General features: G+C 39.3%; 7 protein-coding genes. All 7 read right to left on the reverse strand.

The annotated features are described in order from the left end of the window. On the reverse strand, positions 1-2,138 hold a 2,138-nt coding region (locus VB694_RS10355; RefSeq protein ID WP_323360235.1), incomplete at its 3' end, for a Calx-beta domain-containing protein. Between the two features lie 468 nt (positions 2,139-2,606). Further along, positions 2,607-6,620: a choice-of-anchor I family protein gene (locus VB694_RS10360; RefSeq protein ID WP_323360236.1), complete on the reverse strand. Its 4,014-nt coding sequence runs from the start codon at positions 6,618-6,620 to the stop codon at positions 2,607-2,609. 292 nt (positions 6,621-6,912) lie between these two features. Beyond that, complete coding sequence (locus tag VB694_RS10365; protein WP_323360237.1) at positions 6,913-9,237, reverse strand: alkaline phosphatase; 2,325 nt, start codon at positions 9,235-9,237, stop codon at positions 6,913-6,915. Between the two features lie 564 nt (positions 9,238-9,801). Continuing rightward, positions 9,802-13,896 carry a phytase gene (locus VB694_RS10370; protein ID WP_323360238.1) on the reverse strand — a complete coding sequence of 1,365 codons (4,095 nt, stop codon included), beginning with the start codon at positions 13,894-13,896 and terminating at the stop codon, positions 9,802-9,804. Between the two features lie 120 nt (positions 13,897-14,016). Continuing rightward, the gene (locus VB694_RS25305) at positions 14,017-14,217 is read right to left on the reverse strand and encodes a HEPN domain-containing protein (protein ID WP_416233475.1); all 201 of its coding nucleotides are present in this window, start codon (positions 14,215-14,217) and stop codon (positions 14,017-14,019) included. A 42-nt stretch (positions 14,218-14,259) separates the two neighbouring features. After that, entirely contained in the window at positions 14,260-15,318 is a 1,059-nt protein-coding gene (locus VB694_RS10375) for a ParA family protein (protein WP_323360239.1), read from the reverse strand. A gap of 125 nt (positions 15,319-15,443) precedes the next feature. Next, a complete protein-coding gene (locus VB694_RS10380) occupies positions 15,444-19,406 on the reverse strand; it encodes a glycerophosphodiester phosphodiesterase family protein (RefSeq protein WP_323360280.1) in 3,963 nt (1,320 codons plus the stop codon). Between the last annotated feature and the right edge of the window lie 9 nt (positions 19,407-19,415).

Here is a 19,415-nt window from a genome sequence, read left to right on the forward strand (position 1 = left end):
GGGGCTGGATCATCATTGGTGATAGTTCCTTGAACTGTACTGTTGGTGTCACTAATAACTGCACCAGCTGTAGCATTACTCAAGGCGACTGTGAAAGTCTCATCACCTTCAAACAAAGCATCTTGAGTTGTGACAACTGTAAAAGTTTTTTCAGTTTCACCCTGAGAAAAGGTGAGAGTTTGAGTATTTGCAGTGAAGTCACTAGCACTAGCTGTATTTCCTGCACCAATAGATGTAGATACAGTTACGCTTTGAGGAGTCAGGTTATCTCTAGAACGAGTAACAGTAAAGACGATCGCATTTCCTTCTTCAGCTTCAGCTGCAACTACGCTAAATTCAGCAGGTGTATCATCATCAGTAATCGTTCCTTTGGCTGTACCATTCGTATTACTGATAATTGCACCATCTGTAGCATTGCTCAAGGTGACAGTGAAAGTCTCATCATCTTCCACTACAGCATCCTGAGTTGTGACAACTGTAAAAGTTTTCTCAGTTTCACCAGTTGCAAAAGTCAGAGTTTGAGTATTTGCAGTGAAGTCAGTATCACTAGCTGTATCACCAGCAGCAATAGATGTGGCTACATTTACACTTTGAGCAGCTTGAGCATCTCCTGTGCGGGTGATGGTAAAAGTAAGATCACTTCCTTCTAGTGCTTGAGCAGATGCAATAGTAAATACAGGGGCTGGATCATCATTGGTGATAGTTCCCACTGCTGTACCATTGGTGTCACTAATAACTGCACCAGCTGTAGCATTACTCAAGGCGACTGTGAAAGTCTCATCACCTTCAAATAAAGCATCTTCAGTTGTGACAACTGTAAAAGTTTTCTCAGTTTCACCAGTTGCAAAAGTCAAGGTTTGAGTATTTGCAGTGAAGTCACTAGCACTAGCTGTATCACCAGCAGCAATAGATGTGGCTACAGTTACGCTTTGAGCAGCTTGAGCATCTCCTGTGCGAGTGATAGTGAAAGTAAGATCACTTCCCTCTAGTGCTTGAGCAGCAGTGATACTAAATACAGGGGCTGGATCATCATTGGTGATAGTTCCTTGGGCTGTACCAGCAATAGAACTGATAATTGATCCATTAGTAGGATTACTTAAGGTAAGAGTGAAAGTCTCATTACCTTCAAACAAAGCATCTTGAGTAGTTTGAACTGTAAAGGTTTTGTGGGTTTCACCCTGAGAAAAGGTGAGAGTTTGAGTATTTGCGGTGAAGTCATTAGCACTAGCTGTATTTCCTGCACCAATAGATGTAGATACAGTCACTGTTTGGTCAACTAAAATATCACCAGTGCGAGTAATGGTGAAAGTAATAGCATTACCTTCAACTGCTGAAGCGTTAGCAATCGAGAAAACGGGAATTATAAAGCCGAAGTCGTTGGGTGTGAGAGTGTCTTTATTAACATTTCTTAAAATGCCAAACTCTTTTTCAGAACCATCGATCAGAGCTTTGACAATTGTATCAGCCCCAACTTGCTCTAGGATGATATCTTCAAAACTTTGGACTTGTATGATGCCAGCAATGATAACTTTATCTACACCGGTCGTAAAATCTAATACTTCTGCTGGTACATCTGGGATAGAGCCGTTACCAAAATAAAATAGGTCTATTCCATCACCGCCGGTCATTTGAGTACCTTGTTTACCAGCAAATAGCGAATCGTTACCAGCATCACCAAATAAGCGATCGCTCGCCAATAACCCAATCAGAATATCATCGCCTTCACCACCCTCAAGGGTATTATTTCCATCACCACCTTGAACTACTAATTTATCATTGCCAATACCGCCATTGAGGATGTTAAGACTACCTTCTATGACATAAAGCTCATCATCTCCAGCACCACCAGCTAGTGTATTATTATTTCCTTCAACTACAACCAGGAGATCGTCGTCTTCTCCTCCATCAAGACTGTTATTACCGGAAATACCTACAGCAAATAAGTTATCTTTGCCAACACCACCGATCAGGATATCGTCATGGTTGGCAAAAAGTTCATCGTTACCAGCACCACCATCAAGGGTGTTATTTCCATTACCACCAACTGCATCTAGGATATCGTCTCCTTCCAAGCCAAAGACTTCATCACCTTGTTGGGCAAACAATTCATCGTTATCAGGAGTACCGTTAATAATCATGATTGTGTTTTTAGCTAAGTGGTTTTTCAATAAATACAGATAATACAAGACTCGGAAATTTTTTTCACGGTTCTGTATACCTAACAAGATATATTAAACCATAATGTATATTTTTGTTTCCAAGTAATAGTGAAATCAAGCCTGACAAAAATAGCCTCAACTTATTGATTTATAAGTTTTTATCAGGTTAAGACTACTTAATTTTGTCCTGAATATTGATAATATACATCTCATTAATTGATTAATCAATTATTATTGAAAGTTTATTAAGAAATTAAGAATTGATTTACCATCTTGGCAATTCAATCTGTATGCAGTTCTTGAAAACGATAAATATGATCCATACAATAGGATTTTTTAATTCTTTTTCATGTTGATTTAATTTTTTTATGAGATGGGAAAACATCAAAGGGAAAAGGAAAACAGGGTCATTGTTCCCTGTATCCTTTCCCTATTAGATCAAGCTATTTACATGAAAGCAAAATTAGCAGCCGTCAAGCTAGTGGTATCAATTCCGTTTAGCATGGCAATAGTTGTACTACCCACCATAATGCTATTACCACTGAGAGTTAAATCAGTGAAGTCAAAACCAGCACCTTGACCGGCAATACCTAAAACATCAGTACCCATTTCAAAGTCAAGGATGGTGTTAGCAGCACTTGGTAGATCGCCAGTGAGTATCCAGAATTGGTCAGCACCTGCACCACCAGCAAGAATATTACCGCCACCTTCTTGAACGTAGAATTGATCATCACCATCACCACCTAAAGCGCGACCATCTGCACCCAGGTAGAAGATGTCATTTCCTGTACCACCAGAGAGACGGTATCCAGTAGCATCTGTTGCGTCTAGTTCATCATCTCCGCTACCACCAAAAGAGCGATCGCCATCTCCCACATAGATAATATCAGTGCCACTACCTGTAAAGATGCGATTGTTACCTGCTTGGCTACCACCAAAGGGAACATCTACCTCATCGTTTCCAGCACCTGTGAATACTATATTATTCACGCCATCAAAGTCAACTCCAGCTATCAGGATATCTGCACCGGGTGTACCTGTAACCAATACATTACTCGACTCAGGTACAGAAATTGACCTAGAACTGAAATTATCAAATGTGGAATCGTTATTATCATTCCCCAAAGGAAAGCCTGCTGTGCTAATATCTGCTACCAGAGCAGAAAAACCACTAACTAGAGGATTATCTGTATCTGTGGCCATGAGGGTATAAAGCTCATTTGTCCCTGAAGCATCAAAATAACGACTGGTGAGTTTATTGCCAATAACTTCTAACTCAACAAAATAAGCCTGGTCCAATGACGGTAAAATATTCTCAGCACTAGCTAGAACAGTTGCTTGCTGTCCAACCACCTTACTCAATAGCAGTCTATTTGCACTAAAATCAATTGCAGCAACATAGGAACTACCAGTAGATGGTTTTACCCTAGCCATTACACCTATCTGATCATTACTATCACCTGCTGGGTTGAACAGTGCAGAGACTTTAACATCTTCAAAAACCTCATTTGTAACATTGAAAACGCTGGTAGCAAACCCACCATCTGATGCTAATAGTTCATTCTTTAATCGCAGGATATTATTACCATCAAGGGACTCAATAATGGGATCAAAGACAACTCTAGTTGGTGGGTTGCTTGGGATGAAACCAACTGCAACAATTGAGGTTGGTAAAGGACTTTCAAAATTGAAAGAGAAAAAGCCCACATTTGCTACTGGCAGACTATTTGGTAAATCAATAATACCCAGTTTTACAGGAGTAGGTCCAGCAACACCAAAATCATTATCATTAATCAACGCTAAGGTATTAGGTGAAACTAACGCTAAACCCTCTAATTTCTCAACTCCTGTATAACCGATTTCTGCTGCATTCACAATTAAACTCTTGCTAACAGAAGTAATACCAGCAGCAGTTAACTCAGTCAGGGTTAGTTGTTCAATTGTCTTATCTGCTGGCAAAGTAAAGTTAGCAGGATTATGGATATTAGTAGCGGTTGCTAAATCAATTTGATAGATAAGTTTATTGGAAGTATTATCACTTCTATCATCTCTTTCAACAACTGCAAATTTTCCATTTCCTAAAGAAACAGCATCACCGATTTTATCTGTTCTAGAATTACCTGTGCCTGTAATATCATCTAAAAGATAGAGATATTCACCAGTTACAGTTTTAGAAACAACATCAAATTCTAGAATTCGCAAATTACGGGAATTTCTAGAAGTTGCATCATTAGTAACATCAGGATTATCAATTGCACTTTGAATAAAAGCATAAAGCTTATTACCTTCTAGTGCTACAGCTTCAAAACCCCGGTTATTTCGACGTTGTGCGTAAACTGCTGGTAATACTTCAGTTCCAAAAGTTCCTGCGGTTTGATCTGGGTCTGTTGCAGTTGCTGTTCCTTGGGGAATGAAACGATCAAGTAATTTACCATTCACATCAAAATGATAAATTGCGGGACGGTATTCATCCACCATCCAATAGTCGCCATTTGGTGCAATAACGATACCTTCTAAATCAGCACCCAAGGTATCATTAGGTAAAACTTGACCATTTAAATCCACACCAATTTCATCAGTGTAAGCTGTTCCACCTGCTCCAGCTTGCAAATTAGGAAGTCCTGTTAATGGGGTTGTACCATCTTCACGAAATAACCCAGTTCTGTTCGTGATGGTGATTTCATCAGTAGTTTGATTCAGTTCAAAACTGACTATTTCTGGTTGGAAATCAGGTAATAAAAATGGTCTATTTTGACCTGTGGGTTCTCCATTAGGACCTCTATCAGTATGGGTAACAAATTGCAGATTACCATTTGTTGCTAATCCCTGGAAATACAAACCGGAAAAACCACCTAAAAAGATATCATCCCCAGCAGAAGTTGTTCCTAATAAGGGTAGGTCTTGAAATTCATAAGTAGTTAACTGCGGTGCTGGATTGATTTCATAAAAACTAGCAGTGTTACTAACTTCATGAGAAACTGCTAGTAAAGGTTTACCATTAGGACTATCTTCACCAGCAATGAATTTTAACCCTTCAGGACTGATATCACCTTCATTTCTAATATACTGAATAAACTCAGGTGCAGTCGGGTCACTGAGGTTATAAACCATCACCCCACCACCAGCGCGTTCTAAACCAATAAAACCGTAGGGTATACCATCAATAACACCAACAGCTACACTTTCTGGTTCAGGTCCTTTATTATCGGAACGAGTATCAACATCGTCAGGAGAACCATTATTAGCATTGAAAAGAGAGGGAGCTTTTGCGGCTGTAATTCTTTCAAGTTGGTCGCCACTATCAAATACTAAATTACCTTGGCCATCCCAAATTGAGAAAGAACGAGCGCCGTAAGCATAAAGTTTATCAAAATCTCCGTCTCCGTCTGTATCTCCCAGGGTATTGGTAATGAGCAAACGACCTAAATTAGCATCAGCTTGTAATTCAGCCGCATTAGGAAAAGCTGTTGGATCTAAGATGATATCTTTAATCCTTGTTTCTTCATTGAAAATATCACCTTCTTCATCATTAGGTGCAGGTAAAACATTATCACCTGTGGGACGGATACGAGCATCTCCTTCATTAGCGGTGATGTAATAGGTTACGCCACCAACTTGAAAAGAGCTAATAGCATCGGGTTGGTACATTCCAAAAACAGGCCTGTTTTCGATATTAATACCACCGTCTCTATCACTGGCATCTAAACCATTTCCAGGTAAACTATGGTCTTTGAAACCTAAAGGTAAAACACTGCTAATAGTGCCATTAGCGATATCAAGAACGGCAATAGCATTATTATCTTGTAAAGTTATCACAGCAGTTTGATTATCAGGAGAAACTGCAATATACTCTGGTTCTAAATCTTGAGCTACTGTAGCATTCAGCCCAAAAATTCTCACTCCTGCTGCTTTTAATGTTGCTTCCTGTCCATTAAATGCTGTAAAATCAGCAGTCGTGACATTGCTATCATTTAAAGTTGCAATATCTCCAGAAACATCAATAATACTCACTGAACCTTCTGGATCAACAGTATAATCTTCGTTTGGTTCTCCTTCATTAGCAACAAGTAATTTGCTGCCATCAGGAGTGAAAGTGATCATGTCAGGTAAAGCACCAACTGTCACTTCGGAAATTTTAGCGAGAGTAACTGCATCGTAAAAAACAACTTTACCAGGATCGGTACTTGTATTGGCAGAAATAGCAACAGCAACAATACTATTTTCAGAACCTGTTCCTTTTCTAACCGCTACACTTTGAATTCCTGCACCTAAGCTAGAAAGATCAATTTCATTAATCTGTATAGGTTGAGTGGGATCAGCAGCATCAACTACTTGCAGAACAGGTTTACCTTCAAATTCTCCAGTTACAAACAGGCGTTGAGATTTGGGGTCAAAATCAGAAATTTCCGCGCCGTTTAAGCTAACAGTGCCGATGTGATTGAGTTGAATTGAATTTGTCATTTTTATATTTGTAATTAGAGTTTGATGATTAGTTTGTAGTGAGAACTTTAGTCCTCTGCTAATTTTGATACCAGAGTTTTTATCCTGACTACCAACAAAACGTTACCCTAGTAAAGTTAAGAAATAAATAACAAAAGATTAAGGAATAAGTTATTAATGAAATTTGATACCAAATTTTTAAAATATCTATCGTAGAATTTAATTCTTTGCATAAGACATTTTTATAAAATCCAATCCTTAAAATGGGAGAGTTAAGAAAACCATACTCTCCCAATTTGCCTAAACTAATTGACTAAACAAAAGCAAAATTAGCAGCAGTCAAACTAGTGGTATTAACTCCATTCAACATAGCCACGGTTGTTGCACCGATCATAATACTATTACCACTCAAAGTTAAGTCAGCAAAATCAAAACCTGCACCTTGACCGGAAATACCTAAGACATCAGTACCCATTTCAAAGTCAACAATAGTATTAGCAGCAGTTGGTAAATCACCAGTAACTATCCAGAATTGGTCAGCACCTGCACCACCAGAAAGCAAGTTACCACCAGCTTCTTGAACGAAGAACCTATCATCACCATCACCACCTAAAGCGCGGTCATCTGCACCCAGGTAGAAAATATCATTGCCAGCACCACCAGACATCCGATTACCACCTTGAGCATCGGTAGCATCAAATTCATCATTACCTTCGCTACCAAACACGCGATCGCGGCGACTAACGTAGATAATATCATCACCACTACCAGCATTAACACGGTTGCGGCGAGCATCACTATTGAATGCAAAATCTATCTCGTCGTTACCTGCACCTGTAAAGATAGTGTCTTGAACGCCATCTATATCTATAGTTGCAATCAAGGTGTCACTGGCGGATGTTCCAGAAACCAGTTCTTTCTGAGCTTGTTCTGTAACCGCTGCAAACATAGCCTGATAAATGTGGGTTTGATCTCCCAAACCTTCAATACCAGGAATATCATAACCGTAAGCTTCAAATCCTTGACCAACCAAACCATCTAAGACTTCAGAACCAGCACCTTGGTAATAAACGGGAACTGGGCGGTTAGTGTGAGTACCCCAACCATATTTAGTGGTTTCAGGTGTAGAACCCCAAAAATGACCAGATTCGGCAACGGTATCTATATCTGTAAGAGCTTCAGCACCTTGAGTCCGCAATAATTCGGGGAAGTCGGAGTTGAGGGTTAAATAGTGATCGTGGTCAGCAGTAACAACTAGTAAGTTTTCTTCCCAACCACCATTAGCTGCGATCCAGTCCATTACTGACTGCACGGATTTATCAAAATCCAACATAGTACCGATCATGTTATCTATGTTGTCATCATGGGCTGACCAGTCAACGTCACCCGCTTCAACCATCAACCAGAAACCGTCTTTGTCTTTTTCCAGAACGGTCAATGCTGCTTTGGTGAGGTCGTTAAGCGTGGGGTTTTCGTTAATTTCACGAGCAATAAATGACTCGTTTGTTTCACCGGGTAACAGTGGACGTTCTGTATCTGGGTTTAGCCCTTGGCTGGAGAATACACTAAACATCTCTAGACCAGTGGTGCTATAGTCTCCATCAGTAGAACTGACGGGTAAGTTGCCATTTTGACCTCTAGCACCGTAGACACCAAGTAGTCTATCGCCCTTTTCTGGATCGAGTTGAGATGCTGTATCGGCTAAAACTTGTGCTGCATTGGGACCACGCTCTAAAAATGTGTAACCGTAGATGTTATCTGTGGGGTTATTTTTGAGTTCTGCGTAAGTCTCCTCAGACATATACAAATGATCGCTGGGAGGTTCTACCTCTGGGGGTAAGGGATCATTAACATTAGATAGGGGATGACCACCACCCAAGAGAACTGTGGGTTTATAAATACCTAGCTCTTGCTGAAGAATTGTATCAATAACACCAAATTCGTCAAACTTGTTCCGATTGTTGACGTTAGCAGCAGCAGCACCAGGGGTTGCGTGATCAATGGGTACTGAAGATACTAAACCAGTTGATTTGCCTTCTTGGGTGGCTTGAGAAAGAATACTTTCTACAGGTTTCTCGAAAATATCTACACCAATAGCACCGTTATAACTCTTGACTCCGGTGTAAAGTGTGGTAGCAGTGTTTGCCGAATCGGGATAGCTGTACTTGATGTACTCTTTGTCAAAACCAGCTTCAGGAGTACCACCATAGTAGGCAGCATCCCAAGGTAAAGAACCGCCTCGAACGGGATCATAACCAACAAGGTTTCCAACTGCACCTTCGCTAACTTTCGCGCCACCATTAGGTGTAGTTCCAGGATTGAAGGTGGGATCAAATGCAAAACCTTCACGTACAGGAGCAGTTCCTGTTGGTGTATTGATGGTTTGGTTAGAATCGTTCAGGGCTGTATTTGATACGTTAAACGTGCCATTAGTACCCGCAATTGTTGTTCCGTAGGTTGTGACTAACCCATATCCTGATAGGTTTTGGAAACTTAAACCTGTTCCTTTTCCTTCTGTATAAAAATCAGCGAGTGTAGTACCTGTATTTCCTGCTTGGATTTCTTTGTAGATAGCAGCAGCACGAGCCATTTCCCAGCCCATACCGTCGCCGATCATGATAATAGTATTCTTAGCCATGATGGTTAGTTTTCCTGTGGTTAAATGCGACAAAAATACTATTCAATATTTATTTACTTAACTTGCTTTTTATAATGATAATAATTATCAAAATTGTCATTACAAAATATCAATAAATTAAGATATTGATTTTATTATTTTGTCTTCGTCCAAGATTTCACAGATAAATAAACAAAAGGTTAAGAATGATAGTTAGTTTGTTTAATAAATTAGGTTAAGAATGTAATAAATTTAGATATACAGCAGACAGAGTTTGAATGCTAGAAACTGCTTTACTGTCTGGGTTATGTTCTATTTTTTATTTCTTAACTTAGCTATTAGTAGCGCGAATTTATCAGCAATTAGATAAAAAATTCTTTCTTCAAAAACAAAATTCTGATAATGGTTATTATTACGAATTAGTTTAATCTGCATAATTCAGAATAAACAAGATCCCAAAAATTATACTATGCAAATAAATTTAGTACCTTCATTAATAAACACATCATGAACCGTATTACCAGAAAGACAAAAAAATGGGAGAGTAAGGAAAATCTTCCTCTCCCAATTGCCTAAACTAATAGACTAAACAAAAGCGAAATTAGCAGCAGTCAAACTAGCAGTGTTAACACCATTCAACAAAGCAACGGTTGTTGCATTGATCGCAATGCTATTACCGCTAAGAGTTAGGTCGCTGAAGTCAAAACCCGCACCTTGACCAGAAATACCTAAGACATCAGTACCCATTTCAAAGTCAACAATGGTGTTAGCAGTAGTTGGTAGATCACCGTTAACGATCCAGAACTGATCCGCACCTGCACCACCGGAAATTAAGTTACCACCACCTTCTTGAACAAAGAATTTATCGTCACCTTCACCACCTAAAGCGCGACCATCTGCACCCAGGTAGAAGATATCATTTCCAGCACCACCGGAGAGACGATATCCTGTAGCATCGGTAGCGTCTATTTCATCATCACTACTACCACCAAAAGCACGGTCATGATTACCTACATAGATAATATCAGCACCACTGCCTGTAAAGATGCGATTATTACCAGCTAAAACACCTCCAAAGGGAACATCGACTTCATCATTTCCAGCACCAGTAAAAATGATATCATTGACACCATCAAAGTCTGTTCCAGCTATTAATATATCTGCACTGGGACTACCATTGATCAATTGTTTGATCTGGGAGGTTGGATTACGAGGATCGTAACTGGTGGTGTCAATTGTCAGGATATCGGGAAGGGTGTTAACGATATTTTCCCAAGGGACAAATTTAAAGTTACTATTAACGTTTTCCAGTTCACCGTCATCTTCTACTAATTTAGCAGGGTCATTATTACCATCTTGGGTGACAAATAAACCATTGGGGAAATTAGCACCAAGAGGAACGTTAATTACATCTGCACCATCTGATTCTTGAACACTATCAATTGCACCGTTGTTACCAACACCAAAACTTCCTAAAAATTCGTTATTTCCTTCACGGGTGTATGCTGCAAAGGTGTTATCTCCTTGACTAGATGCAAGTAAATAACCTGTTCCGTTTGCACCGTAATAAATGGTTAAACCTTCTACGTCAGCTGTTAAATTCTTACCACCAAAATCTTTGACTACATCAATTAGTTTACCTGTGTTGCTGCCATTTGGTTCGGCTTCAAATTTCCAAATTCCCACATTTTCTTGACCGATATAGAGGAAACCTGTTTCTTGGTCTGCAACCATTCCCTCGGTTTGGGGGTCAACATCTCCAAATTCAGCAGGAGGAGTAATTGTAAAGTTCCGTACTCTTTCTGCACCGATTTTACCATTACCCATGTCGATTAATTTTAATTGGGCAATGTCTCCTGTTTCTCTGCGTCCTGTGAACACATAATAGTCATTGGTGAAAGGACTGCGATATATTGTGAGTCCATAGGAACTGCGAGAAGATGGTTCGTAAGGAGGTTCAAAAGGTGCAGCTTGGAAAATTGTGCCGATGTTGCTATCGGTGATATCTTCTAAATAATTGCCGTTGGTAGAGTTGGGGTTAATTTTGAAGATTACTAGTTTATCATTGCCGCGATCGCTGGCAACAGCAATATCAATTTTTTCATTACCTAATTGAAAACCATATTGCAGGTCAATGTTGTTGTAACGGATATTTCCTGGGTTAATTGTTTGCAATAAATTCCCAGACAAGTCATAAACTCTGACTCCGGCATTTTTGACTGAAGTTAATACTAAGCTATTTGCAGAATCTTCAGCATTGACATAAATTGCTGGGTCATCAGCATCGGCATTTTGATCTACTATTGCTTGTGCTGGATCTTCATCATCAAATAAATCAGGACGACTTTCAACTGTGGGTGTGGCAGTTTGTACTAAATCTGCACTCAATGTTAAAATTTGGGTGAATTGAGTAGCACCAAAATTATTATCACTAACTAGGACAATAGATTGACTACCATCTGCTAATTTGGAACCAAAAGCAATTCCTTCAATGTTATCTACACCTGTAGGATGATTACCATCACTATTGGGTAAATTTAGATCATTCAAATTCAACAGTAATCGTTTTTGAGTTGGTTGAATAGCCGCTAGTTGTTCTGCACTTAAACTATTCAAAGAGTCAATGGTGCTAAGGTCAGTTGCACCTTGGAGGGTAACTTCATAGATTTTAATTGTGTTCCCTCTACCTGTGGCAAAAGAACGTTCTAAAGCTAAGAAAGTTCCCCGATTATCAATTGCTAATAAATCCACCAATCCGTTATCATTGAAGATAGATCCGGTACTGTTAGGATCAGGTGGTTCGGCAATAGGATCTGTGATGTAAAGGTATTCTTTTTCTGGTTGACCTGTTACCAAATTATATTGAATAATCCGAGATAAACTACCATTATCTAAAGTAGCAATTGCACCATCTTGGAAAAGTGCGTTTTCTGTTGCTGTAAATAAGGTTTTTTGATCTGGAGTAATAGTCAAACTTTCAAAAGCTAAATTACCACGCACTCCAGAAAGTTGAGTATCACCAGTATTGATAGTACCGCTACCGTTTGTATCTTCTACCACGGGGAGAAATTTTACAGGTACAGGTAATGATCTAATTTCCTCACCTGTAGTTAAGTTAAACTCTTTGATGAAAGGATCTGTAACTCTACCTGCATTGAGATTAACTTCACCTTCGGAAGAGATAAATACAGTATTGTTAGTAGTTAAAGCAATACCCTCTGGGTCAAGACTCAAAGCTGCAAAAAAGTTGCCATTTGTATCTTTTAACGGAGTAACTTGAGTGAATGTGACTCCAGTGCTATCAATGGTTGCGGGGTTAGTGGTGAAAGTGTAAAAACGAGCAGGTGCATTTTGAGAGCGATCGTCAGAAATAGCGTAAAATTGATTGTTAGTCTCATTGTAAGTAACACCAGACAAACCACCCAATGCAGTCGCTACTCCATTGACTATCCCTGCTGTACCACTGGGAATAAAACCTGTAACAAAGGTTGTCTGACCTAAAAATTCGACATCAGGAACTGTATTACCAGCTTCAGTCGCACCAATTTCTACATCTGCAAATACTAAACGATGGTCAGAACTGGGGAAAGGAAAAGTACCAACAGGTGCAAAAGTTGGATCAGTATTTACAGGCCAAAATACTGCTGAGTTAGTAATTTGTAAATCTGATGATGGTAACACATAATCTGCTCGCAGATTTCCAGGAGTTCCATCAGCGAAGTCTGCGGTGTCAAAATAAGGATTACCATTGTGGTTAGAATTTGCACCACCTTGTAAATCCGCTTGTTGAGGAGCGCCGGCACTGGTAGGGATATAATTAGTATTAATGCCGGGATTTTGTAAAAGTTGTAAAATGGCATTATCAAAACTATCACCATCAAAGGGATCAGCGTTTTGATCACCCATAATTACAAAGCTAGAACCAGCAGCTAAACCGCCTATTTTCCCACCATCATCATAGATATATTCACCTTCACCGGGAGTAATGTAATCAGCCCAAAAACGAATCTCGTCATGATTACGTTTACCATTACGATCTTCATTACCATCAAATACAGGTGGTGTAGGATGACTTACTAAAACGTGAACTGTCTCACCATTAATTAAGATAGGTACATCCCAATGACTCTTAGATGATAAACGCAATACTTCTTGTTCTTCTGGGGAGTACCAAGGAGTATCAGAACCAAGAGTAGAAATAGTAGGTAATAAAGAGTTTGGCATATCCTTCCATAAGAAGTTTTGGAAGGTGCGAACATTGGCAGTATCAATGGGATATTTTGATAACAGCAACATCCCAAATTGTCCGGGGAAATTACCGAAACCAAAGGCATCATTACCGCCACCGACTGTACCGTTATTGTCTAAATCAAATCCAGAGACAATACCTGTGTTAGAAGGCGCAATATAAACGTAGGGATAGTTAACAGGAGTTACACCATTTTGACTAATTCCTAAATAATTTTGCTGTAATAACTCTACAGGTTGTAAAGGATTAGATGCTACATAATCAAACTCATTAATCAGCAGTACATCTGGGTTAGCGCGTTGGATGATTTCTGCTACAGCTTGGGCTTGAGGGTTATCAGGAGTGGATAAATCTGTTACCAATTGACCCTCAGTGTTACGATTGAGGGAAGCATTAAACTGAGAAAAGCGAACTGTGTAATTAGTTGCCATTATTTCTATCCCTTAGTAAATGCAGATTTAGTCTGAAATAATGGCTTAAAAGTACCATTACAAAGTTAAGGGTTTGTTGTTAAATGTTTAAGCTTTTGTAGTTTAATTGTTTGTTTAGGTTTATAAAATATTATGAATACTCTCAACTACTTGTTCAATAAAATCTACTGCATCACCAACCAATAATTCATCTATAGGCCAGCGATTTCCTAAACCTAATGTGGGATCTATATCTGCTTCATGGGCAATTTTATTTCTACGTTTTACAATTTCCTGTAGGTCTTGTTTGATCTTTTTTTGAGCTTCTTGTGTAGTTAGTATTTCCTCTCATTAATATTATCTGGAGTCTGAAAACTTAATTTACTAAACGACTGCATAACTCGATGATAGTGAAATAATTTTATCTGCTAAATCGGAAAAAATTGTTTTAAATTCTTCTTGCTTTTTTTCATTAATTTCTGTTACTATACCTTGCTGATTTAATTGTTCCGGCGTAAGTGCATAAACTGGTGTAGCGTGTTTTTGTGATGGAGCAATTAAACTGTTGGAGCTAGGAATTTTGGTTATGGTAAAACTACAATTTATACCCTGTTCAGTATAAACTTGACTAGGCAGTAACAAATTATTTTGATCTAGAATTGGTTTGAGCTTATTCTTAACTGCATTTTCTATTTTTTCTATCCAAGTTTGAAATGCTGCTGTTTCTTTACCTCTGATAATTCTATAGTTTTGAACTATAGTTCCTAAAAACTTCAAACCAAATTCTGGAAATGGATAGTTTGCTTCCTTCAATATGGGGTTTGTACTTGCTTTTCTTGCCCAATTACACCATTTTGGTAAAATTCTCGCCAGAGAATCTATTGCCATTACTGAGAAGAAATCAGCAGTTGTTGGTACTAAGAAAAAATCACTAATCATCAATAGATTTTGATTAATAGATCCTAAGCTGGGACTCATATCAATTAAAACATAATCAGCATTAAATTTATTAGCAGTTTTTTCCAATAAATCATAAATTGCACCTGGTAAATTTTTTAGTGTTTGAATTGAACCACTGAGTTCTTGTGCAATTCCTAATGTTACTTCATATTCACCAAAACCTACATGACCAGGTAATAAGAATAAACCTGCTTGACTTTGTATTTGAATACAATCTACAGCTTCAATAGCTCTCGGTTGAGATTCAAAAGCAGGAGCTAAACCAGTTTTAATATTAGAATGTGTATTGTATATAGTTTCTATTCTTGCTTCATCTTCTTCTGTTTCTTCTTTTAGAGCCATACCTGTCAGGTTACATTGAGGGTCTGCATCTACAAGAATGACTCTCTTACCTTTTGACGCAAGCATCCAACCTAAGTTAAATGTAGTGGTAGTTTTGCTAACGCCACCTTTGTGATTAAATAAGGCGATTTTTTGAACCATTTTTATCTAATAAAATATAATTAACAACCCATGCTAATTCTACCATTTTTTTATGAAGTAATAGATAGCTTCCCGACTTCTTAAAGAAATCGGGAAGCTGATTTAACTAATGACTGCTATGTTTTTTACATAAAAGCAAAATCAGCAGCAGTCAAACTAGCAGTATTCACACCATTCAACACAGCAACAGTTGTTGCACCGATCGCAATGCTATTACCACTTAAAGTTAAGTCAGCAAAATCAAAACCTGCACCTTGACCAGAAATACCTAAGACATCAGTACCCATCTCAAAGTCAACAATGGTGTTAGCAGTAGCAGGTAAATCACCATTAACGATCCAGAATTGGTCAGCACCTGCACCACCGGAAATTAAGTTACCACCACCTTCTTGAACGAAGAACTGATCATTACCATCTCCACCTAAAGCGCGACCATCTGCACCCAGGTAGAAGATATCATTTCCAGCACCACCAGAAATGCGGTATCCTGTAGCATCGGTAGCGTCTAGTTCATCATCACTACTACCACCAAAGGAGCGATCGCCATCTCCCACATAGATAATATCAGCACCACTGCCAGTAAAGATGCGGTTATCACCTGCGCGGCTACCACCAAAGGGAACATCTACTTCATCGTTTCCAGCACCGGTGAAGACAATATCACTGATACCATCAAAGTCAGTTCCAGCTATTAATATATCTGCGTTCGGTGAACCTGTAACCAGGTCTTTTGCAGGTTGACCTACACCCGGTGCTAGGTTGAGGGTTTGATCTAATTTGAGGATGATGATTTCGTTGTTGTCGATATCTGGACCACGACCCACGGAGAAAGGATAGTTATTGTCATTAGCTACCAAAATGGTATTTGCGTCAATAACTAAAACATTTTCAATGGTGACAAAGGGGAAATCAAAGGTAGTTTTGCCATCTCCGTTGAGGTCGTTGGGATCTTGAACATTCAACAGATCAACTACTTCGACTTTCTCTACAAAGCCGTTAGCATCTGTTTTCGATAAGTCAACTTTGTAGATTTTCTTGAATTGAGCAGATTCACCTTGACCACCATCTCTTTCTATGACCAAGTATTCATTATTATTGATGACTGCGAAATCACCGATCGCATGATTAGGGCTTTCCATTTGATAGTAGCCTTGCAATCCTTGGTATTGCCCAGAAGCTACATCAAATTTATAGATTCGCAGTGAACCTGCGGGATCACCGTAAACTGTCCCTTCTAGTAATGGATACAAGGTTTTTTGGTCGGGACTAATTGCTAATCCTTCAAATCCTCTAGAACCACCAAGGTTGGAAACAACAGTTTCACCGACAAATTGATCTCGTACCAAGTCTCCTGTACCAGGGAAATCGGTAAAGTAACCATCAACTCCTAATTCAATGAACTGTTCATATTCAGCTATGGGGTTACCGTTGTAGTCTGATGCTAGAAACACTCCTTCATTACGGAAGGTATAGGGATGTACCAACAAACCTGCATTATGGGCATCTTGGACTAAGGTTGTAGGAGTACCAAGAACCCGATCAGATTCGTTGATTATGCCATCACCATTCAGGTCATCTGCTTGACCATCACCATTATTATCTACTGTGCTGGCAGGAATAATTAAACGCTTGCTGGGTCCAATACCAGAGGCATAGTCGTTAATATCAGCTAGTCCTGCTGGGGTAGCTAAATCGCCATAGGTGCGAGTATCACCACTCAGTACAAAATCGAATGGTCTTTGTGAAGCACCACCAAATAATTGAATGAGTGGTATATCAATACCTGCTGCTGGCATGATCACATCATTCAGTTCTTGGAGATTCCCTACTTCAAAGGATTGGATAAATACCCGGCTGGGATCTGTGAAGTTATTAGCAACTAAGGTATCAACTAGCAATTGTCCCAGACTGGTGTTGATTTTGGTAGTTCCATCTAGGAGTGTACCTTCGGTTGCAAAGTAGGAAGGGTGTTTGGTTTCGGGATAGATACCAATTTTGCGACCTGTTTCTGCTTCTACCTGCTTGACTAAATCAATGATTTCTGTGAGGGTGGGGACTGCTAAGTTGTCATTATCATATTCTGTTCCCCGCAGGTCTGGTAGACGTTCAATTGACTTGAGAGTCTTGATTTCTGCTAGGGTTAAGTCTTCGGTAAACCAACCTCTGATAGTACGACCATCAATGACTTTGGTGGTGAAACGGTCGGCAAATTCTGGACGGGTATTGATATCTGTGCTGGTGTCTGTACGGTTAACTGAACCATCAGCATTGAGAATTGCTAAGGCGTTTTCGTGACGTGCAATTAAAATGCCGTCTTTGGTAGCGACCAAATCAGGTTCAATAAAATCAGCACCATCGGCGATCGCTAATTTATAAGCTGCTAGAGTATGTTCTGGACGTGAACCACTTGCACCTCTGTGACCAATGACTAAAGGTGCATTACCATCTAAGGTATTAAATTCGGTTTTAGCCAAAACATCGGGGTTTTGAGGGGATCTAACAAATTCTGCGGTAATGCGATCGCGTACTAAGTCACCAGTACCGGGAAAATCGGTAAAATAGCCATCAACACCCAAATTAATGAATTGTTTAAATTCTTCTGCTGGGTTGCCATTATAATCTGAAGCTAAATAACGTCCTTCGTTGCGGAAGGTGTAGGGATGTACCAACAAACCCTCAGCATGGGCATCTTGGACTAAAGTAGTCGGCGCAGTTAGTGTTTTATCAGCATCGTTAACTACACCATCACCATTGACATCATCTGCTGCACCATCATTATTAGCATCCACACCTGCAACAGAAACAATCATCCGTTTCCAGGGTCCAATACCATCCGCATAGGTAGCAATTTCTGCTAAACCTGCTGATGTTTGTAGGTCGCCATAGGTGCGTGTGTCACCATTAACGGTAAAATCGTAGGGTCGAGCATTGACAGATTCATAAATCAGAGAACCATCAAGTGCCACATCATAAGCATCCAACAACTGAACTAAAGGAATATCAGTTTTCCCATTTAGTTCCTTGAGGTTAGCAACTTCAAAAGATTGGATGAATATACGACTAGGATCAGTGAAATCTGCTGCTGCTAAAGTTGCTAACAGCGGTTCTTCTAGAGACAATCCTAAATCATCGTGAAAAGTTGGATGTTTGGTTTCTGGATAGATACCGATTTTGCGACCCGTATCTAATTCTACCTGTTTAACTAATTCGATGATTTCCGCAAAAGTAGGAATTTCATACAAATCATTAAAGACTTGAGGACGGAAACCTTGGGGCATTCTTGCCTTGAGGGTTTTGATTTCTGCCAAAGTAAAATCAGAAGCAAAATATGCCGTAACTTCGACACCATCAAGCATCTTGGTAGACTTGCGATCTGCACCAAAAACTTCTGCTACATTGGTAGTATCATCCAGCATTGGTTCGTGACGGGCAATTAGCACACCATCGCTAGTAGAAACCAAATCTGGTTCAATGAAGTCTGCACCTCGTTCAATTGCTAACTGATAAGATCCCAGAGTATGTTCTGGTAATTCACCACTAGCACCCCGATGACCAATAACAATTGGTGCTTCTCCATTTAAGGTATTTAGTGTAACTGTGTTAGGTGTAGGAATAGGTGCATCTAACAATTTGCCAGTTGCATCAAAATGTAATAGATAAGGTCCAAATTCTTCACCGATCCAGATTGAACCATCTTTAGCAATCACAAATGATTCAATATCAAAATCTGCACCAGTTAATAATCTGGAACTAGTTCCTTCATTCACAATTGTGAAAGGAATCTTATTATCAGGATCAGCTAGTTGAATGTAACCTAAAACATCAACAGAACTATCTCCATTTTCTGTGCCGACAAAGCTAGGATCTACTTCATAAATACGCAGTAGATAATCTGCACTATTGTTCTTTGCACCGTAACCATTATCTGACAGAAAATAGAAACTATTGTTGCCTGTAAACTGTACACCACTAAAACCTTGTACGGGATGTCCGGGAAAAGGACCTGTTCTGCCATTTCCAGAAATCCCATTTCCTGATTCTGGACCTTCAGCAAAGGTATCAGCAGGGAGAGAAGCAAAACCAATCAATTCAACATT

The organism is Anabaena sp. UHCC 0451, assembly GCF_034931405.1.
In the GTDB taxonomy this organism is placed as follows: domain Bacteria; phylum Cyanobacteriota; class Cyanobacteriia; order Cyanobacteriales; family Nostocaceae; genus RDYJ01.